This is a genomic window from Actinosynnema sp. NPDC020468, from assembly GCF_040642015.1.
Lineage (GTDB): Bacteria > Actinomycetota > Actinomycetes > Mycobacteriales > Pseudonocardiaceae > Actinosynnema.
In genome coordinates this window covers 57,956-80,674 of record NZ_JBFAEO010000007.1, presented here as the reverse complement: position 1 = coordinate 80,674, position 22,719 = coordinate 57,956, and the positions used below count along the sequence as shown (strand labels likewise).

General features: G+C 72.9%; 16 protein-coding genes. 8 read left to right on the top strand and 8 right to left on the bottom strand.

Annotated features, from left to right (window positions below; genetic code table 11):
• The first annotated feature begins 62 nt into the window (after positions 1–62).
• Complete coding sequence (locus AB0G50_RS08225; RefSeq protein WP_360103643.1) at positions 63–1,502, top strand: FAD-dependent oxidoreductase; 1,440 nt, start codon at positions 63–65, stop codon at positions 1,500–1,502.
• A gap of 2 nt (positions 1,503–1,504) precedes the next feature.
• Here the strand turns inward: AB0G50_RS08225 and AB0G50_RS08220 are convergent, their stop codons facing one another.
• Complete coding sequence (locus AB0G50_RS08220; protein ID WP_360103641.1) at positions 1,505–2,494, bottom strand: LCP family protein; 990 nt, start codon at positions 2,492–2,494, stop codon at positions 1,505–1,507.
• Positions 2,495–2,833: 339 nt separating this feature from the next.
• On the opposite strand from AB0G50_RS08220, the gene AB0G50_RS08215 reads away from it, so the two are divergent.
• Entirely contained in the window at positions 2,834–3,460 is a 627-nt protein-coding gene (locus tag AB0G50_RS08215) for a toll/interleukin-1 receptor domain-containing protein (RefSeq protein WP_360103639.1), read from the top strand.
• A gap of 39 nt (positions 3,461–3,499) precedes the next feature.
• On the opposite strand, the gene AB0G50_RS08210 is transcribed toward AB0G50_RS08215, so the two are convergent.
• Positions 3,500–5,005, bottom strand: a complete 1,506-nt coding sequence (locus AB0G50_RS08210) for a hypothetical protein (protein ID WP_360103637.1) — start codon at positions 5,003–5,005, stop codon at positions 3,500–3,502.
• Between the two features lie 413 nt (positions 5,006–5,418).
• Here AB0G50_RS08210 and helR point away from each other — a divergent pair, with 413 nt between their 5' ends.
• Entirely contained in the window at positions 5,419–7,617 is a 2,199-nt protein-coding gene (gene helR / locus AB0G50_RS08205) for an RNA polymerase recycling motor ATPase HelR (RefSeq protein WP_360103635.1), read from the top strand.
• A gap of 809 nt (positions 7,618–8,426) precedes the next feature.
• Here the strand turns inward: helR and AB0G50_RS08200 are convergent.
• From AB0G50_RS08200 to AB0G50_RS08185, 4 genes are all read right to left on the bottom strand, one after another.
• Entirely contained in the window at positions 8,427–10,019 is a 1,593-nt protein-coding gene (locus AB0G50_RS08200; RefSeq protein WP_360103633.1) for an ABC transporter substrate-binding protein, read from the bottom strand.
• The gene (locus tag AB0G50_RS08195) at positions 10,016–11,869 is read right to left on the bottom strand and encodes a hypothetical protein (RefSeq protein ID WP_360103631.1); all 1,854 of its coding nucleotides are present in this window, start codon (positions 11,867–11,869) and stop codon (positions 10,016–10,018) included. The genes AB0G50_RS08200 and AB0G50_RS08195 overlap by 4 nt, the downstream gene beginning before the upstream one ends.
• A 142-nt stretch (positions 11,870–12,011) precedes the next feature.
• A complete protein-coding gene (locus tag AB0G50_RS08190; protein ID WP_360103629.1) occupies positions 12,012–12,908 on the bottom strand; it encodes a PHB depolymerase family esterase in 897 nt (298 codons plus the stop codon).
• Positions 12,909–12,973: 65 nt separating this feature from the next.
• The gene (locus AB0G50_RS08185) at positions 12,974–13,603 is read right to left on the bottom strand and encodes a hypothetical protein (RefSeq protein ID WP_360103627.1); all 630 of its coding nucleotides are present in this window, start codon (positions 13,601–13,603) and stop codon (positions 12,974–12,976) included.
• Positions 13,604–13,620: 17 nt separating this feature from the next.
• Here AB0G50_RS08185 and AB0G50_RS08180 point away from each other — a divergent pair, with 17 nt between their 5' ends.
• Entirely contained in the window at positions 13,621–13,947 is a 327-nt protein-coding gene (locus AB0G50_RS08180) for a hypothetical protein (protein ID WP_360103625.1), read from the top strand.
• 999 nt (positions 13,948–14,946) lie between these two features.
• On the opposite strand, the gene AB0G50_RS08175 is transcribed toward AB0G50_RS08180, so the two are convergent.
• Complete coding sequence (locus tag AB0G50_RS08175; RefSeq protein ID WP_360103623.1) at positions 14,947–16,416, bottom strand: 2-isopropylmalate synthase; 1,470 nt, start codon at positions 16,414–16,416, stop codon at positions 14,947–14,949.
• Between the two features lie 203 nt (positions 16,417–16,619).
• Between AB0G50_RS08175 and AB0G50_RS08170 the strand changes: the two genes are divergently transcribed.
• Both AB0G50_RS08170 and AB0G50_RS08165 read left to right on the top strand, forming a co-directional pair.
• Positions 16,620–17,339 carry an FCD domain-containing protein gene (locus AB0G50_RS08170; RefSeq protein ID WP_360103621.1) on the top strand — a complete coding sequence of 240 codons (720 nt, stop codon included), beginning with the start codon at positions 16,620–16,622 and terminating at the stop codon, positions 17,337–17,339.
• Positions 17,340–17,383: 44 nt separating this feature from the next.
• A complete protein-coding gene (locus tag AB0G50_RS08165) occupies positions 17,384–18,193 on the top strand; it encodes a siderophore-interacting protein (RefSeq protein ID WP_360103619.1) in 810 nt (269 codons plus the stop codon).
• Positions 18,194–18,384: 191 nt separating this feature from the next.
• Here the strand turns inward: AB0G50_RS08165 and AB0G50_RS08160 are convergent, their stop codons facing one another.
• Positions 18,385–18,858 (bottom strand): MarR family winged helix-turn-helix transcriptional regulator, encoded by a 474-nt coding sequence (locus AB0G50_RS08160; RefSeq protein WP_360103617.1) that lies wholly within the window; start codon positions 18,856–18,858, stop codon positions 18,385–18,387.
• 59 nt (positions 18,859–18,917) lie between these two features.
• On the opposite strand from AB0G50_RS08160, the gene AB0G50_RS08155 reads away from it, so the two are divergent.
• On the top strand, positions 18,918–19,958 hold the full coding sequence (locus AB0G50_RS08155; RefSeq protein WP_360103615.1) for a serine hydrolase domain-containing protein: 1,041 nt from the start codon (positions 18,918–18,920) through the stop codon (positions 19,956–19,958).
• 300 nt (positions 19,959–20,258) lie between these two features.
• Positions 20,259–22,589, top strand: coding sequence for a M4 family metallopeptidase (locus AB0G50_RS08150; RefSeq protein WP_360103613.1), 2,331 nt, complete (start codon positions 20,259–20,261; stop codon positions 22,587–22,589).
• Positions 22,590–22,719: the final 130 nt, after the last annotated feature.

The following is a 22,719-nucleotide window of genomic DNA, read 5'->3' as shown; positions in this document are numbered from 1 at the left end:
CGCAGTACGGTTTTGCCAGCCAGGGGAACACCGCGATCCGCACCGATCGGGATGGTGAACACGTGCTGGACACGTTGGCGTTGTTGAAGGACGGACTGCCCGACTCCCCCGCTCCCCGCCGCAAGGTCGTGGTGGTCGGCGCGGGCATCGCCGGGCTGACGACCGCGTTGCTGCTCAAGGAGGCGGGCCACGAGGTCGTCGTGCTGGAGGGTCAGAACCGGCTGGGCGGGCGGATTCTCACGCACCGCGGCTTCGCGGGCGACATGTACGGCGAGTTCGGCGCGATGCGCTTCCCGGCGCAGCACCCGATGGTCCAGTGGCTGATCCAGGACCGGTTCGGGCTCGCGACGAAGCCGTTCCCGATGTACGACGAGGACACGTTCGTCTTCCTCCAGGGCAAGGGTGTCCGCCGCGGCGACTTCGACGCGGGCAAGTTCACCTTCCACCTGCGACCGGAGGAGTCGACCCACACGCCGCACGAGTTGTTGCGGCGCACCGTCCAACCGCTGATCGACGTGGTGGAGGGCGAGGCCGAGACGAGCGCGTGGCGGCGACTGCTGCTCGACTACGACCGGTACACGCTGCTGGGCTACCTCAAGGAGCGCGGGCTGTCCGACGGCGCGCTCGCCATGCTCGGCCCGCTGTTCAACCTCGAGGGCCGCTACCACTTCTCGCTCGTCGAGTGGTTCTCCCACTACTACGAGGACGTCTTCGGCCGACTCGTGTACCTGGTGGACGGTGCCGACGCGCTGCCGCGGGCGTTCGAGCCGCTCCTCATGGACGACATCCGGTTCGGCGCCCTGGTGCACGCCGTCGACCAGGACGACCGCGGCGTCGAGGTGCACTACCGCACCGGCCAGGTCGCCCACCACGTCACCGCCGACGAGTGCGTGGTGACCGCGCCGCTCGCCGGGTTGCGGCACATGGAGATCGAGGGCCTCGACCCGGACAAGTGGCACGCCATCCGCAACACCTACTACGGCCGCGCGCACAAGCTGTTCATGCAGTTCAGCGAACGCTGGTGGGAGACCTCGTACGGCATCACGCACGGCCTGACCGTGACGGACCTGGCGATCCGCAACGTGGTCTACCCGCCGGCGGGCCAGGACACCCGGTACGGCAAGGGCGTGCTGATCGCGTCGTACTGCTGGGAGCAGGACAGCATGCCGTACACGCCGCTGGCCGGCGACGAGTGCGTGGCGCAGGCGCTGGAGGACCTGGCCAAGATCCACCCGGAGGCGCGGGACACGTTCGAGCACGGCGTCTACAAGGACTGGGCGCTCGACTGGTTCGCCTGCGGCATCGGCCCGCTGTTCCGGGCGTTCGAGATGAGCGAGGACTCCTACGAGGACGTGATCCGGCCGGTGAACCGGGTGTGGTTCGCCAACGACGCGTGCGACCGGCGGCACCGGCGGTGGGTGGAGGGCGCGCTGAAGTCGGCGGTGAAGAACGCCTACGCGCTGCACTCCGGGTTGCGCGACGAGATCCCGTGGAAGGACTGACGCTAGGGGACGATCGTGGCGGTCAGCGGCAGGTCGCGGTCCTCGTTCAACGCGGTGCCCGCGTCCTTCAGCCGAGCCTCGTCCAGCCGCAGCCCGCTCGGGTCGAGGGGAGCGGTGTAGTAGCGCAGCCGGTCGGCGGGCACCTGGGCGAGGTCGCCGAACAGGGCGGTCGCGGTGTCCAGGTCGAGATCCGCGTCCACGGTGAGGTGCCGGGTGAACGTGGCGGCCACCCGGCCGAGCACGCCCGGGTCCTTGGCCAGGTCCCAGCCGCCCAGCTTGGCCCGCACGCCGTTGAGCAGCTGGTGCTGGTGCACGATGCGCTCCAGGTCGCCGCCCTGGAGGCCGTTGATCCACCGCGCCCAGGTCAGCGCCTCGTCACCGCTCAGGCTCAGCGCGCCGACCGGGTAGTGCCTGCCGGTGAGCGGGTCGGTGCCGGCGACGACGTTGTTCACCTGCACGCCGCCGACCTCGGTGGTGATCTCGCCGATGGACGACAGGTCGCCGACCGTGATGTGGTCGATCCGGACGCCGGTGGCCTTCTCCACGGTCGCCACCACCAGCGGCACGCCGCCCTCGGGCAGCATCGCGCCGACCCGCATCGGACCCCGGTCCGGGGTGCCCAGCACCGCGTCGCGGGGCAGTGACAGCGCGTCGGCCCGGGTGCGCGCCGCGTTGAAGTGCAGCAGCATCACCGTGTCGGACGCGCCCTTGGCCTGGTCGAGCGTCTCGCCCGCGGCCTTGTCGGCGCCGATCAGCAGCACCGTCGTCGGCTCGTCCTGCGCGCCCGCCGCCGCCGCGCGCGCCGGCCGGTCGACCAGCCCGTCGAGGAGGTCGGCGGGCAGCGTGGTCAGCTGCGCCTCGACGCCGCGCCACGTCGCCCACTCGTTGCCGACGACCGCGAACACCGACACGGCCACCACCGACACCGCCACCCGCACCGCGGCCCGCCGAACGCCGCGCCGAATCCGGTGCCTACCCGTTTCCGCTGCCATGCTCCGACCGTAGGAACCCGTTCCGCGCACGCCAACCATTGACCACCATGGAGCGACGGCGCGCGGCGGAATCCAGTCCCGCGGGTGACGGGACCCACTGGTCGACAGGCCGAACGGTCACCTGCCGACACCGGTCGAGACGCCCGCCACGATCGTCGGAGGACGGTCGACCGTCGAGCGCACGAGGTGATTCCGCTCGGTGTCCGCCGGCGCTTTTCCGTCGATTCCCGGACTATTACCGGTCAGAAATTCGCGTTTCGCCCGGGGCGTTCGGCGGATTGCTAGCGTCGGTCCCACTCGCGCGTCACGCCGGCGCGCGCCCGGTGGAGAAGGAGTCCGATGGCCGAGGACGTCGTCCCGTTCGTGTTCGTGTCGTACACGCACGACTCGCCGTGGCACAAGCAGCAGGTGCTCGACCTCGCCACGTTCCTCGCCGCGCAGCGCCTCCACGTGTGCCTCGACCAGTGGGAGCCGGCGAGCAGGCAGGACTGGTACCGGTGGGCGCTGGCGAACATCCCGAAGGCCGACTTCGTGCTGGCCGTCGTGTCGGCCCCGTTCCGCGACGCCGCCGACGGCCGGGTGTCGGCCGAGGAGAACCGGGGCCTCCAGGCCGAGGCGGGCCTGCTGCGCGAACTGCTGCACACCCGCCGCGACGAGTGGACCGCGAAGATCCTCCCCGTGGTGCTGCCGGGTCACACCCCGGACGAGATCCCGCTGTTCCTCCAGCCCCGCACGGCCGACCACTACCCGGTGGACGCCTTCACCGTCGAGGGCGCGGAGGACCTGCTGCGCGCGATCACCGGCCAGGCCGCCCACCCGCGCCCGCCGATGGGCGACGCCGCGCCGGTGCTCGGACCGAGGGCCCGGGTCGAGCGGCCGACCGGCGCGCCCCACCAGGAGGTCGTGTCCCACGGCAGCGGCCACGTGTTCGCGACCGTGACCGGCGACCAGACGATCACGCTGTGACGGCGCGGGGAGCGGCGTTCCCCGCCGCTCCCCGTCCGCTCAGCCCGGGTTGTGCCGCGCCCGGACCATCCGCTTGATGATGTCGAGCGCGCGGGAGTTCTCCGCCCAGGCGACCTCGTCCGGCATCCCGACCGCCTCGCCGAACCCGGTGCTCAGCTCGAACACGTCGCCGTTGACGATCGACAGCGCGAACGTCTCGGCGTAGGCGAGGTCGGCGTACCGGCGCTTGTCCTCCTCCTCGAACCCGGCCTCGGCGTGCACCTCGTCGATGGCCCGGAACAGCTCCGCCAGGTGCGGCGGGAGCGGGATCCGGTTGGACGTCACGCCCACGATGTCCCGGTAGTGCCGCTCGCTGACCTCCTCGTAGACCGGGCGGCCGGTCCGGAAGTCGAGCAGGCACCGGTAGACGGCGATCACGTCGTTGGTCAGGAACAGCGCCAGCACGTCGTAGTGGTTGGCCCGCCACAGGTGGTCGTCGCCGCGCCGGCCGCGCATCCGCACCCGCTCGCCCATGTCCTTGGTGGGCAGGCCGACGATGGTCTGCACCGGGAAGACCAGTTCGCCGCCCTGCTTCTTGACCCGCGAGTCGAGCCGCACCCGGCCGGCCGCCTGGTCGACCAGGAACGCCACGTCCTCGCGCAGCCACGCGTCCATCTGCGCGTCGGTCGGCTTGGGCAGCGCCTCGTCGCGCCGCCGCGCGTAACGCCGGTGGGCGCGGAACCGCCGCCACCCGAACCGGGCCGCGAGGAACGCGCCCACCAGCACCAGGCCGGTCAGGCCGAACGCGCCGAACCCGGACATCCGGTACAGGGCGTAGGCCGCGAGCAGCAGCGCGCCGCCGAACGCGACCAGGTGGGGCACGGGGCTGCGCACGGCCGGCGTCGGCACGAAGTACTTGTGGACGGCCTGGGCGCGCCGCGGGTCCGGCTCGCGGTGGGTCTGGCGCTTCACCGCGGGCAGGGCCGGTGTCATGCCCAGGTCGGCGGCCCGCGCGACGACGGCGCGCCACGTGCGGCCCTCGATGTGCGGGAGGTGGGTCAGCAGCGGTTCGAGGTCGGTCGACCCGAGCGCCGCGACGCTCTCCGCGAGCACGTCGGACGCCGGTGGGCCCGGGTCCATCCCGTGCGCCGTGTAGTAGCCGTCCTTGACCAGACCCAGCAGCACGTCGGCCTGGTGGGTCACCACGGGCGCCCGGTAGGCGCGTGCCTGCTCCAGGTGGTTCTCGATCCGCTCGATCCGCTCGGGCACCGCGTCGCCGGGCGACCGGCCGGAGAGCAGCGCCAGCGCCGCGAGGAAGTGGGCGTTCGCCAGGTCCGGCGCGGCTTTGCGCTGGTCGTCTGCGGTCGCCTTGCGGGCGTCGGAGAGCGACTCCTCGAGTTCCGCGACGGCTTTCGGGTAGAGCCGGCCCTTCAGCGCGAGCCGACCGTTCTCCAGGTGGTTCTTCACCTCGTTGAGATGAATGTGCTGATCACCGTACTGGCTCTGGAAGAACGGACCGCTGCCGTCGTTCCGGCCGTGCTGGTAGGACGGATTTTCGTCGTTCACCGAATTTCCCATCGACACACCGTCGGGTTTTCGTGCTCTTGTGAAGCGGGGATGCGGTCAACGGTAGTGCGGTCACCGGGAATGGTCAGCGGACGACAGGAATTGTCTTTCTACTGGCATTCCGCTGTCCTGTCCTGCCGCTTTTCCGGTGGCCGCCGACGGCGTGCTCAGGTGGCGCGGTCCACGACCTCGCGGTGGGGCGCGCGGGTCGGCCGGATGCGAAGCTGGGGGAGTGGACGGTCGCCGCGCGGTGCCGCCGCCCGGGTGCGGAAACGGCCGGTCGAGTGCCGTTTTCCGGGCCGGGTCGAGGCCGGGACTTGACAGGCGGGGGACCATAGAAAATCGGCGTGCTCTCCAGGAATGCGTGGAGAACCCGCCGAACCTAAGCTGAGCTTAAACGCTGTGAGGGGCTTGTGTCAACTCAGGGGTACGAAGAGGAATTGCGCTCCGAGCGGCGCCACGTCGCCGGGCTCTACGCGCGGCTCGACGCCGAACGCGCGCGGGTGAAGGCGGAGTTCGACGCGGCGCTGCTCGGCACCGGCGGCACGCCGATGGAGCGCGACGTCCAGGTCCGCACGTCGGCCAAGGAGGTGAAGCGGCTCGACGTCGGGGAGAACGGGTTGTGCTTCGGCCGGCTGGACACCCTGTCGGGCGAGCACTCGTACATCGGCCGGATCGGCCTCTTCGACCCGGACCACGACTACGAGCCCGTGCTGCTGGACTGGCGGGCGCCCGCGTCCCGCCCGTTCTACGTCGCCACCGCGGCGACCCCGGAGAACATGCGCCGCCGCCGCCAGTTCCACACCAGGGGTCGGCAGGTCGTCGACTTCACCGACGAGGTGCTCGGCCGGCCCGGCGGCGGCGAGCGGGGTGACGCGGCGCTGCTCGCGGCCGTCGACGCGCCGCGCGGCGAGGGCATGCGCGACATCGTCGCGACGATCCAGTCCGAGCAGGACGAGATCATCCGGCTCGACCACCCCGGCGTGCTGGTGATCGAGGGCGGCCCGGGCACCGGGAAGACCGTGGTGGCGCTGCACCGCGTCGCCTACCTGCTCTACACCCAGCGCGAGCGGATGGAGCGGCACGGCGTGCTCGTCGTCGGGCCCAACCCGGCGTTCCTGAACCACATCGGCCGCGTGCTGCCCTCGCTCGGCGAGTCCGACGTGGTGTTCACGACCACCGGAGGTTTCGTGCCGGGCCTGCTGGTCACCGCCGAGGACGCGCCGGACGTCGCGCGGCTCAAGGGTTCCCTGAAGATCCTCGACGTGCTGGCGGCCGCGGTCGCGGGCCGGCAGCGGCTGCCGGAGGACCCGCTGCCGATCGAGCTGGGCGGCGCGGTGGTGCGGATCGACGCGGAGACCGCGGAGTGGGCCAGGGACGAGGCGCGCACCAGCGGGTTGCCGCACAACGAGGCGCGCGCCGTGTTCACCGAGATCGTCACCTACGTGCTCACCGAGCGCGCGATCGGCCGGATCGGCCGCGGCTGGCTGACCCGGTCCGACCGCGACGCGTGGGAGCAGATGCGCGCGGATCTGCTCCTGGAGCTCGCCGCCACCGACGCGTTCACCGCCGCGCTGGACGAGCTGTGGCCGGTGCTGACGCCGGAATCCGTGCTGGCGACGCTGTACTCCTCGCGGGCGCGGTTGCGGGCGGCCGGCGCGGACCCGGCGCTGTGGCGCGAGCGGGGTGACGCCTGGACGGTCTCCGACGTGCCGCTGCTGGACGAGCTGGTCGACCTGCTGGGTCGGGACAAGGCCGCCGACCGGGCCGCCGAGCAGGAGCGCAAGTCCGCCACCGAGCACGCCGCCCGGGTGCTCGACAACCTCGTCGGCCGCGAGGACATGATGGACGACGAGGACCACCTGTTCGCCCAGGACATGCTCTTCGCCGAGGACCTGGCAGACCGGTTCCTCGAGCAGGACACCCGGGACCTGGTCGAACGCGCCACGGCGGACCGGGACTGGACCTACCGGCACGTGGTGGTGGACGAGGCCCAGGAACTGTCCGAAATGGACTGGCGGGTGCTGATGCGCCGCTGCCCGGGCCGGTCCTTCACCGTGGTCGGCGACCTCGCCCAGCGCCGGTCGGAGGCGGGCGCGACCTCGTGGGCCGCGATCATGGAGCCGTACGTGCCCGGTCGCTGGGTCTACCGGTCGCTGACGGTGAACTACCGCACCCCGGCGGAGATCATGACCGTCGCGGCCGCGCTGCTCGCCGAGTTCGCGCCGGGCGCGCGGCCACCGGAGTCGGTGCGGGCGTGCGGCGTGCGGCCGTGGTCGAGGCGGGTGGACGAGTCCGGGTTGCCGGCCGCGATCGAGGAGTTCGTGCGCGAGGAGTCCGGCCGAGAGGGCACCAGCGTGGTGATCGGACCGCCCGACGTGCCGGGCGCGGTGGCACCCTCGGACACGAAGGGCCTGGAGTACGACGCGGTCCTGGTGGTGGAACCCGAACGCATCCTCGCCGACGGCCCCCGAGGCACCGCCGACCTGTACGTGGCCCTCACCCGAGCCACCCAACGCCTGGGCGTCCTCCACCGAGCCCCACTCCCGACGGTCCTGAGCGGACTGTCGGAGACCGAACCCCGCGCCGTAACCAGCCCGCGTCCGGTGTAGCGGGCGGGGGCCGAGGCGCGGTCACCACGCGCGTCCGGACACGGCCCGACCAAACCAACGGCGCACCGGCCCAGCCCAGTCGAGCCCGGCCCGGCCTGGCCCAGCCCGGCTGGGCCAGGCCGCGCCGGCTGACGGCGCGGCCGGGCCTGGCCGGGTACCGACGTGACCCGGCCCGGCCGAACAGAACGGGGTGACGACCCGGCTCCGCAGATCACCCAGCCCACCGACGGCTTCGGCAGCAGGCCCGGCGCGGCCTCGGCGGCGGGCCGAACGTTGGGCGGGCGGTGCCAGCTGCCGGGGTTCCAACCGGTTCGGTGTCAGGCACGGCATGGCCGTCGACAAACGCCGCTGCAAACAGAAGTAGCCGACCACCCAATCGCGGACCGCCCGGACGCCGGCAGACAAGGTGAGCCGACCATCTTGGCCGCCGGCCGCCGGCGGATAAGGCGCGGGCGGGGCGTGCCGGCCGCTCGCGCGCCGGCCGACTCGACAGTCAGGAGATGCAGGTCGCCCGGACCGCTCGCCGGTCGCGAGGCGGGGTAGGTGATCCAGGCTGAACGCACCACTTCGCCCGCACCCACCTAGCCCGCACCACTTCGCCCGCGCCCAACCGCGAAGCCCCACACCCCTTTGAGGGGATTGTTGAACGATCCCTTCGTTCTACGATTTGGCTGGTCGTTCGGCTGGTCGTTCGGCTGGTCGTTCGGCTGGGCGGTTAGTCGCGCGGTTTCGCTGCCTCGGCGGCTGAGTGTCGCGTCGTTAGAGGATTGTTGATCGATCCTCTTGCTCTACGATCCCGTCGGTCCGGGTCAGCAGGTGGCGGGAGTGCCGGGGGTGTGGACCGGCACGCTCGTCACCCGTGCCGGGTGGTCGCCGGTCGGCGGGGGCAGTGGGCACAGGCGGACCACGGGTGGGGCGTCGGTGCGGTTGCCCGCGTTGTCGAACGTGATCGGGCCGCCCGCGCCCGGCACCGCGCGGTCGGGTGAGTTCGCGAAGCCCATCTCGGTGGCGACTCCGCCGCGGGCGACCGGGCGGCCGGCGGGCAGGGCGCGCAGGGCGTGCGACACCGTCGTCAGGGCGTCGTAGGCGTTGACCGCCCACCCGTCGTCGGTGTGCGCGAGGTCGAAACCCGCGCCGGTGAACGTCTTCTCGAACTCGGCGTACCCCGGCGCGTCCGGTGTGGACGCGTCCGCGCCCGCCACCAGGGTCAGCACCAGCCGCACCCGCCCGTCGGCGAACGTGCCCGAGCCCAGCGCCTTCACCCGCAGGTCCTCCAGCACCGGGTCGGACTCGACCGCGCGCACCCGGTTGCCGTCCGACGTGCTCAGCACCGTGATCGACTCCGCCGGGCACTGGCCCGCCCCGAACGCCTCGTCCAGGCTGTACAGGAACCGCCCGAGGTCGCGGCCGCGCGCGATGTAGGCGACGGTCACCGCCCCCGACTTCGCGCACACCCGGCGCGCGGTCTGCGGCACGGTGCTCGGGTCCTGCGCGTCGAACTTCACCGCCGGCACCTCGCCCCCGAACCCCCGCTGCATCAACGGGAGCGCGGTGCACGTGTACGGGTCGGACCCGCCGGTCGGCACCATCAGGAAGTCCGGCCGCGCGGGCACCAGCCGGTGCAGCTCGGCGATCTGCGCGGCGGCCCGGAACGCGACCCGGCGGAAGTAGTCCTCGCCGACGCCGTCCCGGTAGGTGGTGCCCCGGTCGCAGGTCTGGAAACCAGGGTCGTCCGCGCGCGAGCCCTCCTGGTCGAACCCCTCGGCGGTGATCAGGTCCGACACCATCGGGATCCGGTCGGCCGCCAGCAGGTCCGCGACCTCGGCCGAGCTCTGGTGGCTCAACCCGACACCCGCCACCGCCACCACCTCGGGCCGCGCGGCCATCGCGCGCGCCACGTCGACCGCCGTCGAGGTGCCGTCGTACCGACCCACGTTGCCCACCAGCAGCCGCGTCGGGTGCAGGCACGCGGTGCCGTTGGCCCGCGCCTGCGCGGCCGCCATGCCCTCCAGCTCGTGCACCGCCCGCGCGCCCGCGAACTGGTCCGTCATGGTCATCAGCACGCCCACGGTGGCGGGCGTGCCGCCGCACCGGTCGGCCGCGGCCCGGTTCTGCGCGTCGATCACGCCCAGCACGGCGGCGAACTCGGGCAGCCCGAACGCGTACGGGCCCTCGGTCAGGCCCACGCACTCGCCCGCCGAACCCCACACCGCGGCCGACGGCAGCGCGCCGTCCGCGCACCCCCAGCGCCGCCACAGGAACGGGCCCCACCACGCGCCGGTGCCGGCGACCACGACCAGCGCGACGGCCAGCACCAGCCGGGTCCAGTCGCCGGCCCGCCGCCGACGCCGACGCGGGTTGGGCAGGATCAGGTACAGGTGGCGGGGCGGATCGGTCCTCACCCTCGGGTCCTTCCGTGGCGTTCGTAGCGCTGGGCGCGCAGGATCAGCGGCGCCGGGTCGCGGGCGGTGTCGGCGAGCCTGCGGAAACCGTGGCCCGCGTGCGGGTACAGCCGGGTGCGCAGCACGTCGTGCGGCACGCACGGGTCGTCCTCGATCGCGGGCACCACGCCCAGCAACCGCGTCAGGTGGCCCGCGGTCGTGCCCGGCTGGTCGCCGCCGCGGATCGCGTCCACGTCGCGGTCCCTCGGGTCCGGTGTGGACACCACCGCGTCGAACAGCGCCAGCCACTCGTCGGTCGGCGACGTCGGCAGCCGGTCGGCGAGCTCGGCCGCCACCTCGGCCCGGTCGCCGAGCAGTCGCGCGTGGTGCAACCGGCCCGCGTCGTCCGGCGCCTCGTCGCGCAGCAGCGCGAACACCCCGCGCCACCCGGTCTCGGCGCGTGCGGCCAGCGCGCGCAGACCCAGGTAGCGGGCCAGCGGGTGCAGTCGGCCCGCGGGCCAGAGGGTGGGGGAGAACAGGGCGGACTCGGTGGTGAGCGACTCCGGCAGCAGCGGCGCGAGCGCCCGGGCCTCCCGCCGGGTGCGCGCGGCGGACGTGGTGATCAACGCGTGCAGCAGGGTGTCGTCGTCGTGGTCGGCGCCCGTGCCGCGGACGAACACCAGCAGCAGCCTGCGGTCCAGCCCGGCGCGGTCGAGCAACGAGCCCAGGTCGTCGACCAGGTCCGGCTCGGCCCGCAGCCCGCGCAGCACCGCGTCGGTCGCGGCCGGGTGACCCCGGGTCAGCTTGTGCACGGCCAATCCGACGGTTTCCGCGGCCAACCGGTCCGGCCACAGGTGGTTGCGGGCGAGCTGGACCACGTTGGTGTCCTTCAGGTCCTCGCTCGTGACGCGCGCCCACAGGCCGAACGCCTGCCCGTCGGCGGCGGACTCGGGCCGGTGCGCGGGCGCGGGCAGGTCGGCCAGCTCCGCGGCGAGCGCGCCGCCGCTCGTGGTGATCAGCGCGAGCGGGTCGGGCGGCACGGTGGTCGAGGCGTCGGCGAGGGTGCGGCGGACGCGCAGCAGCGCGCCGGTGAACGCGGTCGCCGACGGCACGTCGCCGTCGTCCAGCAGCACCAGGGCGTTCGCGCCCGGATCGGTCAGGCCGTGCCGGAGGTCGGCGAGGAACGCGGCGATCAGCACGTCGTCCACGCCACGGCGCACGGCGGGCGCGTCGCTGCGGGCCTGCACGCCGAGTTGGAGCCGGGCGTGCTCGGGGTGCAGGGCCAAACCCTGGTCCTGGTGGCCGAACCACGCCCGCGCCTCCGGGCTCCAGGCGAACCGGCGGGTGCGCTGGAGGGCGGCGACGACGCGTTCGGCGACCCGGCGCGCGACGGCGGGCGCGACCTCGGCCGAGCCCGGCGCGCCGACGTTGCCCGCCAACGTGCCCGCGACCGTGACGATCTCCTCGACCAGGCCGATCAGCGCGGCCCGGTCGCGGTGCTCCTGGGTGCGGTCCTCGAGCCTGGTCACCGCGTCCGCGTGGGTCAGGCCGGTGGTGTCGGTGGCGATCGCGATCTGCGCGAGCAGCACCCGTTCGAACGCCAGCTCGTCCACGTCGTTCAGCGCCAACCCCAGCACGACCGCCGCCAGCACCGGTCGGATCGCGCGGTCCTCGGCGTGCCGGAACTCGCGCGGCCGGACCAGCACCGCGGGCGTCGCGCCGCACCACGTGTCGTGCACCCGGCGCAGCAGCGCCGACCTCCCCGACCCGCCGCACCCCTCGACCACCAGCACCGGTGGCGCGCCGGCTCTCGGCACCGCGCCCACCGTCCGGTCCACGAGCCCCAGCAGCGCGGTCCGCCCCACGAACACCCGTCAGCCTCCTCCACCCCCGACGAAGGCAGGACTTTAACGACGGGAACCTGCCCGCAATCCCCAAAAAGGCGGTATCCGGGGTGAACCACCCGATCGGCACCTCGTCGGCCGGTGGGCTCAGCGGGACTGGGCCGTTCGGTCAGCGGCCGGGCACGTGGGCGAAGAAGTCCAGCACCACGTCGGTCGCGATCGGCAGCGGTGGCGCCGGGTCCGCGCCGGTGCGGGTGGTCGTGCCGCCCGGCCAGGCGTGACCACCACCGTCCACTGTGTACAGGACGACCTGGCGGTCGTCGGCGCACCCGACCTGCCTGGTCACGGTCACCGCGCCGGTCCTGGTGTCCTCGGGTCGCCCCGCGCAGTGGTCGTGCCGGGCCCAGAACCCGATCGAGTCCGCGACCGAGGTGTTGACCCACGGGTCGGTGCCGGTGGGTTGTCGGATCGGCGTTCCACCCTGGTACGGCACGGCTTCGTCGGCCGTGCCGTGGATCGCGAGGACCGAGAGCGGGCGGGTGGGCGTGCACGGGTCGACGTTCAGGGCGCCCGACACCGGCGCGATGGCCGCGATCCGGTCGGACCGCTCGCACCCCAGCCGGTAGGCCATCATCGCGCCGTTGGACATGCCGGTGACGAACACCCGGGTCGGGTCGACCGGGTAGCCGGCGAGCACCTCGTCCAGCACGGTGGACAGGAACGCGACGTCGTCCACGTGCTCGCGCTGGGCGTAGGCGCAGCACCGACCCGCGTTCCAGCTGAGCAGCGCCGTCCGCCCGGTGCCGTCCGGGTAGACCACCGCGAACCCGGCCCGGTCGGCGGCGGCGGACATGCCGGTCTGGCGGGCCACCTGCTCGCCGTCGCCACCGCCGCCGTGCAGCAGGACCACCACGGGCAGCCGACCGGACGCGCCCGCCGGCACGTGCACCCGGTAGGTCCGCTCGATCCCGCCCGAGGTGACGTGGTGCTCGTGGTCCGGGCTCGTGGTCGGGCGCGCGGGGGAGCACCCGGCGAGCAGGAGGAGCAGGACGATCAGCGTTCGCATGGGATCGAGGAGTACCAGGGGGTCCGGTGCCGGGCGACCGTCCTTACCGGACCCGAACACGACGCTCACCCCGGCGGGACCTCCACCGCGATCTCCTCGCCGAGCACCGCGCCGCCCAGCAGGTCCAACTCGTCGCCGCTCCAGAACCGGCCGGGGTCGTACCAGTTCGCGCGGCGGCCGGCGGGCAGCAGCCCCATCGCCTCGTAGGTGACGGCCACGACCTCGGCGCAGTAGGCGGTTTCGAGGGTGCCCCCGGTCTGCCGGCGCAGGTTCGGCACCCGGCCGCGCAGCCACCGCGAGGCCAGCCGGGCGGTCGAGGGGAACGGCGTGCCGTCCAACCGCGCGATCGTCCTGAGCACCGCGTCGTCCACGTCGAGCGAGTGGTCGAGCTGCCGCAACCACGCCCACTGGCCGTACTTCCGCGCCCACACCAGGACGGCGTCGCGCAGGTCGTGCAGCTGCACGCCGCGCTGGTGGGTGCCGGCCCAGACGTCGGGCAGGGAGCGGCCCAGCTCGGCGTGCCACATCAGGGGCGGCAGGTCGTCCAGCACCACGGCCATGCCGACGTGGTTGACCGGGCTGTTCGTGGTGACCCGGATCGCCCGGTCGGCGGGGGAACTGCCCCGGAACAACCACACGTCGCCGGTGCGGGTGACCTCCACCGCCTCGTCGAGCCCGATCGCCGTCCCGCCCATGCCGGTAGCCTAGGCGGATGCGCTGGTGGAAGTTCCTCGGACTGGCCGGTATCGCGGGCGTCACCGCCACCGGAGTCGTCATCGCCCGCGCGGAACGCAAACGCCGCGCGTACACCCCCGACGAGATCCGCGAACGCCTGCACGAACGCCTCGCCCAAGCCGCAGCCGACGCCACGACCTCCGCCGCGATCCCCGCCACAACCGCTGCCACGACCGCTGCCGCGATCCCCGGTGCGGCCCAGGGCGTGCCGCCGACCGGAGCCCCGGCGCCCTCTCGAGGCGAGGTACGCAGGCCGCCGCACGGCGGATCCCCGGGTGCGCCTTCCGGCAAGCCCCAGGGCTGAGCCCGCGACGCGGTCCAGCCCGCAGGTTGTTCCGGCGCGCGCCGTGCGCCAGCTCGGCGCACCCCGGCACGCATCCTCGACCAGAGCTCCAAAACCTGCCGCGTCGAGCACCACTGGAGCGAGCACTGCCGCTTCGAGCACTGCCGCTTCGAGCACTGCGCATCGAGTCGTTGCACAACCCGCCGCGGTCCTGCTAGCTGGGACCGCGGGTAGTACAACCGCGTCTCATCAACCGCAGAATGGCTGAACCTGGGGTAGAGCCTGCGGCCAGCTCCTAGGGAGCGCCCCCGGATGCCCCCGCTCCCGCACCGCTGCGCACCCCCGGCACCCCCACACCGCCGCGCCGCCCCCCCCACCACCCCACCCGCCCGCACCCCGCACCGCCGCGCTGCGCCCCACCCGCCTGCGGAGGGCCAGCGCCCGCACCGCCTGCACTGCCGCGCTGCGCACCACCCGCGGCCGAGCCCTGCGCCGCTCCTGACCCGCACCCCACTGCCGACCCGCACCCCACTGCCGACCCGCACGGCCCCTGGATCTGCACCGACCCCGCCCCGCACCGCCTCACCGCCCCGCACGGCCCCTGGACCCCGCGCCCTCCGGGGCGCCCCCGCTCGGTACCCGGACCCTCATGGCCTCGGTCCCCGCGCCGCCCTGGTCGCCCCCTAGGCGTAGCCCAGTCCCGCGTGCAGCCCCCGGAAGGCCTCGTATGCCCTGCACTGCTTGCTGCCCCGCTCGGCGTGGCGCCGCAGGCCGTTCTGCGGTCGTTCTCAAGCGGGGCCTGCGGGTTGCTGCCCTGGGCTCGATCGCGCGGCTTTCTCAGGCTCGCCGCTTGTTGTTCTCTTGTAGAACAATCCTACTTTTCTCTGATGGGACAACAGCTTGGGCGACCCCTTGTTCTTTTGTTCTCTTGTGGGATTGTTGAACGATTTGACGTTTCGCGTGTTCCCGTCGGCCGGCGGAGGGGTGCGGTGGGTGTGGTCCGCCGGCCGACGGGGCGGGTCACCGGACCGACCAGTGGCCGGTGGTCGAGCGGAGGTAGGTGGCTTCCGGGTGGTCGTGGCGTTCGGCGATGTCGGGGATCGGCGCGTCGACGTACTCGGCGCGGAACAGGGTCAGGAGGTCGGTGGGGGTGGCCTCGCGGCCCGTGTCGTCGGTGAAGTGCTGGACGACCTTCGCGAAGTCCGCGCGCAGGGCCGGTGGCAGGTCGTAGCCGTGGTGGGCGCGGAGGAGGTGGGCCACGCCGCCCCGGCCCGACTGGCTGTTCACCCTGATCACCGCCTCGTAGTCGCGGCCTACGTCGGCCGGGTCGATCGGCAGGTACGGCACCGACCAGGGCGCCTGCGCCTCGGGCACGTCCAGCTCCGCGGCACGTCGGGCGTGCTCGGCGAACCCCTTGGCGATCGCGTCCTGGTGGGTCCCGGAGAACGCCGTGTAGACGAGTTCGCCCGCGTACGGGTGCCGCGGGTGGACCGGCAGCCGGTTGCACTCCTCGACCACGGCCCGCGCCCGGTCGACGTCGGAGAAGTCCACCATCGGGTCCACCCCCTGCGCGTGCAGGTTGAGCGCCAACGTCACCAGGTCCACGTTCCCCGTCCGCTCGCCGTTGCCGAACAGGCAGCCCTCGACCCGCTGCGCACCCGCCAGCACCGCCAACTCCGCGCACGCCACCCCGGTTCCCCGGTCGTTGTGCGGGTGCACGGACAGCACCACCGACTCGCGCCGCGCCAGGTTCCGGTGCAGGTGCTCGATCTGGTCGGCGTACACGTTCGGTGTCGCGACCTCGACCGTCGCGGGCAGGTTGTGGGTCACCGGCCGGTCCGGCGAGGCGTCCCACAGGTCGGTCAACCCGTCGCACAGGTCGAGCACGAAGTCCGGCTCGGTCAGGTTGAACACCTCGGGCGAGAACTGGAACCGCACGGTGTCCGCGGCGAGCTTCGCCATCAACCCCGCCGCGTCGCGCACCATCCGGGTCACCTCGGCCCGGTCGCGGCGCAGCACCACCGAGCGCCACACCGGCGCGGTCGCGGTGTAGAGGTGGACCACGGCGCGCGGGAAGTCCGCGATCGACTCGAAGGTGCGTTCCACCAGGTCCGCGCGGGCCGGGGTGAACACCACGGGTGTCACGTCGTCGGGCAGGTCGCGCAGCGAGCGGACGAACTCGAAGTCGCTGCGGCTCGCGGACGGGTAGCCGACCTCGATCTCCTTGAACCCCAACGACACCAGCAGGTCGAAGAACCGCTGCTTGCGCGGCGCGTCCATGGGCTCGGCCAGCGCCTGGTTGCCGTCGCGCAGGTCCACCGGCACCCACAGCGGCGCCCGGGTGACCCGGCGGTCCGGCCACCCTCGGTCGGCGCCGGGCGTCGGCACGGGCACCCGGTCCCAGATCGGGCGGTAGCGGTGGCTCGGCATGCGGCTCGGGCGTTGCGGGTTCCACGACGGCGCGTCTGCGGGCGGAGGTGCGATGGGCATGACGGTGATCCCTGCTTTCGGGCGAGGGGATTGTTCAACAAGGGGGCGATAGAACGTTGGGACGAGATGGTTGTTGAACAATCCAACGAGTCGACCGGCGGCACGGCACCCCGCGGCGGGGTGCCGGTCGTGTCAGGCCCCGCCGCGGCTGCCGAGGAGAAGGCCGCGAAGCGTCACGAGGCGGTACGATGCCACAGGTCAGCTTGTCAGACAACCTGCGGAGTGACGTGGTGCTGAAACCGAACCTGCTGGCGGACCAGGCCGCCGAGCGACTGCTGGCCCGGATCGGCGCGGGGGAGTGGCCCGTCGGCGCGAAGCTGCCCGGCGAGACCACCCTCGCGACCGAACTCGGCGTCGGGCGGTCGACCGTGCGGGAGGCGCTGCGCGCGCTGGCGTCGGCGGGCGTCGTGCGTTCGAGGCAGGGCGCGGGCGTGTTCGTCACCGCGCGGGAACCGGCCGAGCCCTGGGTGGACCGCCTGCGCCGGGCCGCCGTCGCCGAGGTCTACGAGGTGCGCGAGATGGTCGAGGTGCGCGCCGCCGCGCTGGCCGCGACCCGGCGCACGGACACCGACCTCGCCGCCCTCGACGCGGCCCTGGCCGCCCGGACCCGAGCCGCCGCCGAGGACGACGCCGCGTTCGTGGACGCCGACATCGCCCTGCACGCGGCCGTCGTCGCCGCCGCGCACAACCCGGTGCTGACCGACCTGTTCGCGGGCTTCGTCCCGGTGCTCCGCCAGGGTCTGGTCGACCTGGTGGCACTGCTGGATCTTCGCCGGTCGGAGACGAACCCGGGCGACGAGGCGCACTCCGCGCTGGTCCACGCGGTCCGCGCGCGGGACCCCGAACGCGCGTCCCGGGTCGTGGCCGGGGAAATCTCGCGCACCCTCGACCGGCTAAGTAAGGCTAGCCTTAGCGTACGGTGACACCAGGTGCATGAGCACCTCACGGTTTTCTCCCGAGGAGCAGGATGTCCCGTACCAAGAGCGGGCGGGTGGTGCGCACCGAGCGGATCGCGCCCGAGATGATCAGGGTCGTGCTCGGTGGCGAGGGGTTGGCGGAGTTCGCCACCGGCCCCTACACCGACAGCTACGTGAAGTTGTTGTTCCCCCTGGAAGACGTGGTCTACCCGGAGCCGTTCGACCTGGCGGTGATCCGCGAGACCCTGCCCCGCGAGCAGTGGCCGCGGACCCGCACCTACACCGTCCGCAAGTGGGACGCCGAGTCCGGCGAGCTGTGGATCGACTTCGTCGTGCACGGCGACACCGGCGTCGCGGGCCCGTGGGCGGCCAAGGCCCAGCCCGGCGACCTGCTGCACTTCTCCGGCCCCGGCGGCGGGTACGCGCCCGAGGCCGCCGACTGGCACCTGCTGGCCGGCGACGAGAGCGCGTGGCCCGCGATCGCGGCCGCGCTGGAGGCACTGCCGGCGGGCGCGCGGGCGTTCGCGTTCGTGGAGGTCGACACGGCGGCGGACGAGCAGTCCGTGACGAGCGCGGGCGACGTCGAGCTGGTGTGGCTGCACCGGGGCGACCGGCCGCGCGGCGAGCGGGTCGTGGACGCGGTGCGGGCGCTGGACTTCCCGGAGGGTGACGTCCAGGTGTTCGTGCACGGCGAGGCGAACATGGTGAAGGGGCTGCGCGGTCATCTGCGGGTGGACCGGAAGGTGCCGCGCGAGCGGACGTCGATCTCCGGGTACTGGCGGGTCGGCCGGGACGAGGACGGCTGGCAGGCGGGCAAGACCGAGTGGAACCGCCAGGTGGAGCAGGAGCAGGGCGCCTAGGACGGGGTGCGTTCGGCGGGCGGTTCGCCGACCCGCCGACTCCCGTTCCGGCGCCCGGGGTCCTCGCGGACCGCGATCGCCGTCGCCACCGAGCGGGTCGTCACCTCGCCGCGGGTGACCGGGTGCCGTGCCCGCCCGGAAGGCCGCGCACCGGGCCGCCGAACCGCCGATCCGCGCGACCCGGAACCGCCCTAACCGACGGGTGGGTGGGGGCGCAGCCGGCGGGCGAGCAGGGCGGTGAGGGCACCGGTCCGGTGGGCCAGCAGGTCCAGACCGCCGACCAGCGCGTCACCCCCGTCCTCCAGGTGCGCCAACAGGTTCCGGGTCACCTCCGCGCGCGCGGCGCGGCCCGCCTCGACCGCGTCCCGGCCGTGCTCGGTCAGGCTGACCTGGCGCACCCGGCTGTCCTGCGGATCGGTGGTGCGCTTGGCGTACCCCACCCGCTCCATCTCGGCGACCACCTTCGACGCGCCCTGCGCGGTCATGCCGAGCAGGTCGGCCAGGTCGGTGATCCGCGCCGGGCCCACGAGCAGGTGCTGGAACACGTACCCGTGCACGGTCCGCACGTCGGGGTGGCCGGCACGGGCCATCCGCTCGCGCACCTCGGTGTCGCAGGCCGCGCTCAGGGCCGTGAACAGCAACGTCAGGTCGGGGCTTGACTCCACGTGCCGGATGCTGACATGTTCAACCTCAGTTGAGCAACTCAGGTTGAGGATGTGGGACGATGTTGTGCGATCCGGCTTTCCGGGGTGTGGTCGACGCCTTCCGCGACGGGGTGGGCGCGGGCGGCGCGGCGTTGTGCGTGCGGGTCGACGGCCGGGTGGTGGTCGACGTCTGGCACGGCACGCGGGACGCGGACCAGGTCGAGCCCTGGCTGCCCGACACGGCGGTGAACGTGTTCTCGGTGACCAAGGGCGTGCTGGCGACGGTGGCGCACCGGCTGGTGGCGACCGGTGCGCTCGACCTCGACGCGCCGGTCGCCCGGTACTGGCCGGAGTTCCGGGCCGAGGTGACGGTGGCGCAGCTGCTGGACCACCAGGCCGGGCTGCCCGCCGTGCGCGCACCGCTGCCGGTCGGCAGCCACTACGACTGGGACGCGATGACGACCGCCCTCGCCGCCGAGGAACCCTGGTGGGAACCCGGCACCCGGCACGGCTACCACGCCCTCACCTTCGGCTGGCTGGTCGGCGAGGTGCTCCGCCGGGTCACCGGCAGCCGGGTCCGCGACCTCGTCGCGCCGCTCGGCGTCACCATCGGGTGGCCCGGTCCCGGCGACCCCGCCGACGTGCTCGCGCCCGAGCCGGTCGCGTCCGCGCTGCCGCCGTCGGAGATCGTGCTGAAGGCGTTCGCGAACCCGCTCGACCTCGGCGCGCCGGACGTCAACGGCGCCCGGTGGCGGCAGGCCGAGATCCCGGCGGCCAACGGGCACGCCACCGCGCGCGCCCTCGCGGCCCTCTACGGCCGCATCGGCGAGCTGCTGCCCGCCGACGTGCTGGACCGGGCCGCGGCGCCGCACAGCGACGGTGTCGACGAGGTGCTGGGCGGGCGCACCCGGTTCGGCCTCGGCTACATGCTGCCCAACGAACTGCGGCCCTACTCGCCCAACCCGCGCGCGTTCGGGCACACCGGCGCGGGCGGCGCGCTCGCGTTCGCCGACCCGGACCGGGGCATCGCGTTCGGCTACACCCCGAACCGACTCGTCGTGACGCCGGCGGGCGCCGATCCGCGTTGGCTGTCCGTGGTCGGCGCCGTCTACTCCGCGTAACGCGCCCGAATGGTCGGTCGAATTAGGTAGGAAAACGGCCGAATAGTTACTCGTAGCGCGTTCGGCGGCATAACACGCACCGTATGGCCTTCAGGTTATGACAGGCCGGGCCTGCGGTTATGTTTATCGGATGGAACAGGTCGATTCCACCCGGGCGGCCGGGTACTGGCAATTGTTAAGCGCCGCCAGGAGGTCCTACGGAAGTCGGACGGCCGACCTTTTTCGTTGACGGAGTTATTCGGAGGCTCATACATTCACGTCCCGAGTTCTCGGTATTCCCTGCCTGCCTGAGGAGCTGGCGTGAAACGCAATTTCGGCATCTACCTGGCCGCGGCACTCGCGGCCCTGTCCGTCCAGGTGGTGAGCGCGGCACAAGCGGCCCCTGCCGCCGCGCCCGCCGCTGCGACGCCCCCGGTGGCCCTGGCCGCCGCGGCGGCCGACAAGGCCGCTGCCAGCGGCCTCGACGCGCTCGCCAAGGGTCCGGACGAGCAGTTCGTCCGCAAGACCACCTACACCGGCGGTATCCCGGGCAAGAAGGACCTGTTCTACGTCTCCTACGACCGGACCTACAAGGGTCTCCCGGTCGTGGGCGGGGACGCGGTCGTCACGACCGACGACACGGGCAAGGTCCTCAACACGGTCGCGGCCAACCGCGGCGGCCTCGCGGTGAGCACCAGCCCGAAGCTCGACGGCGCGAAGGCCGAGGGCATCTCGAAGGCCCGCCTCGCGCAGGTCGACAAGGTGGACAGCGCCAAGCTGTCCGTGCTCGCGGGCGGCACCGGCACGCTGGTGTACGAGACGATCGTCGCCGGCCACAAGGCCGACAACACGCCCAGCCGGCTCCACGTCTTCGTCGACGCCCGCAGCGGCGCCGTCGTGGACGAGTACGACGACGTCCGCGCGGGTCAGGCCAACAGCCAGTGGAACGGCCCGAACCCGCTGACGATCGACACCAGCAACAACCAGACGGTGGACTCCACCCGGCCGGGTCTGTCCTGTGTGGACATCTCGACCAAGCAGCCGTTCACCAAGAGCAACAACGTCTTCGGCACCGGCAACGCCACCAGCAAGGAAACCGGCTGCGCCGACACGCTGTACTCCACTCAAAAAGAGTGGGACATGCTGAAGAACTGGCTGGGCCGCAACGGCATCGACGGCAACGGCCGCGGTGTGCAGGTCCAGGTCGGCCTGAACCAGGTCAACGCGTACTGGACCGGTGACCACATCGAGATCGGTCACAACAACGCGAACCAGTGGATCGCGTCGATGGACGTCGTGGGCCACGAGCACGGCCACGCGATCGACCAGTACACCCCGGGTGGCGCGGGTCGCGAGAACGGCCTCGGCGAGGCCACGGGCGACATCTTCGGCGCGCTGACCGAGGCGTACGCCAACCAGCCGGCGCCGTACGACAAGCCGGACTACACCGTCGGCGAGTCGGTGAACCTGGTCGGCAACGGCCCGATCCGCAACATGCAGAACCCGTCGCAGGTCAACAACGACCCGAACTGCTACAGCTCCTCGATCCCCAACACCGAGGTGCACGCGGCGGCCGGTCCGTTGAACCACTGGTTCTACCTGCTGGCCGAGGGCTCGGCGTCGAGCCCGACCTGCAACAACTCCACGGTGACGGGTGTCGGCATCCAGAAGGCCGGCCAGATCTTCTACAACGCGATGTTGCAGAAGACCTCGTCGCAGAACCACGCGCGCTACCGCGTCGGCACCTTGGCCGCGGCCAAGACCCTCGACCCGACCTGCGCGCTGTTCAACAGCACCAAGGCCGCGTGGAACGCGATCAGCGTCGCCGCGCAGTCCGGTGAGGCCACCTGCACCCCGACCCAGCAGAACGACTTCTCGCTGGCGCTGAACCCGTCCTCGGGCACGGTCCAGCAGGGCGGCAACGCCACGGCGCAGGTCAACACCACCACCACGACCGGCACCGCGCAGAGCGTCACGCTCACGGTGTCCGGCCAGCCCTCCGGTGTGACGGCCTCCGTCTCGCCGGGCACGGTCACCTCGGGCTCGTCCGCCACCCTCTCGGTGTCGGCGTCGTCCTCGGCGGCCCCGGGCACGTACCCGATCACGGTCAAGGGCACCGCGGGCACGGTCTCGCACTCGGTCACGTACAACCTGACCGTGGGCGGTCAGCCGCCGGCCAACGACTTCGGCCTGGTGCTGAACCCGACCTCGGGTTCGGCGGCCGCGGGCGCTTCGCTGACCTCGACGGTGGCCACCTCGGTGACCGCCGGCGAGTCGCAGAAGGTCGGCCTCACGGTGTCCGGCGCGCCCTCGGGCGTGACGGCGTCGGTGAGCCCGGGCTCGGTCGCGGCGGGCGAGAACGCCACGCTGTCGATCTCGATCGGTTCCTCGGTGGCGGCCGGCACGTACACGCTGACCGTGACCGGTGCGGGCACCAGCGTCTCGCACACGGCGACCTACACGCTGACCGTCACGGGTGGCAACCCGGGCGGCTGCGGTGGCGTGGCCGAGTGGAGCGCCTCCCAGGCCTACGTTCCGGACGACCTGGTGTCGTACGGCGGCCACAAGTGGAAGTCGACCTGGTACTCCACGGGCGCCCAGCCGGGTGCCCCGGGCTCCTGGGCCGTCTGGGCCGACCAGGGTTCGTGCTGACCTCGCGGTCGGCGTGACACCCTGAGCAGTACGCCCTGAAGCCGGGGCGGGCACGACGGCGGACTGCCCTCCGCCCGAGCGCCCGCCCCGGTTTCGCGTCGTCCGGGCACCTCCGGGCGACCGGGATCGG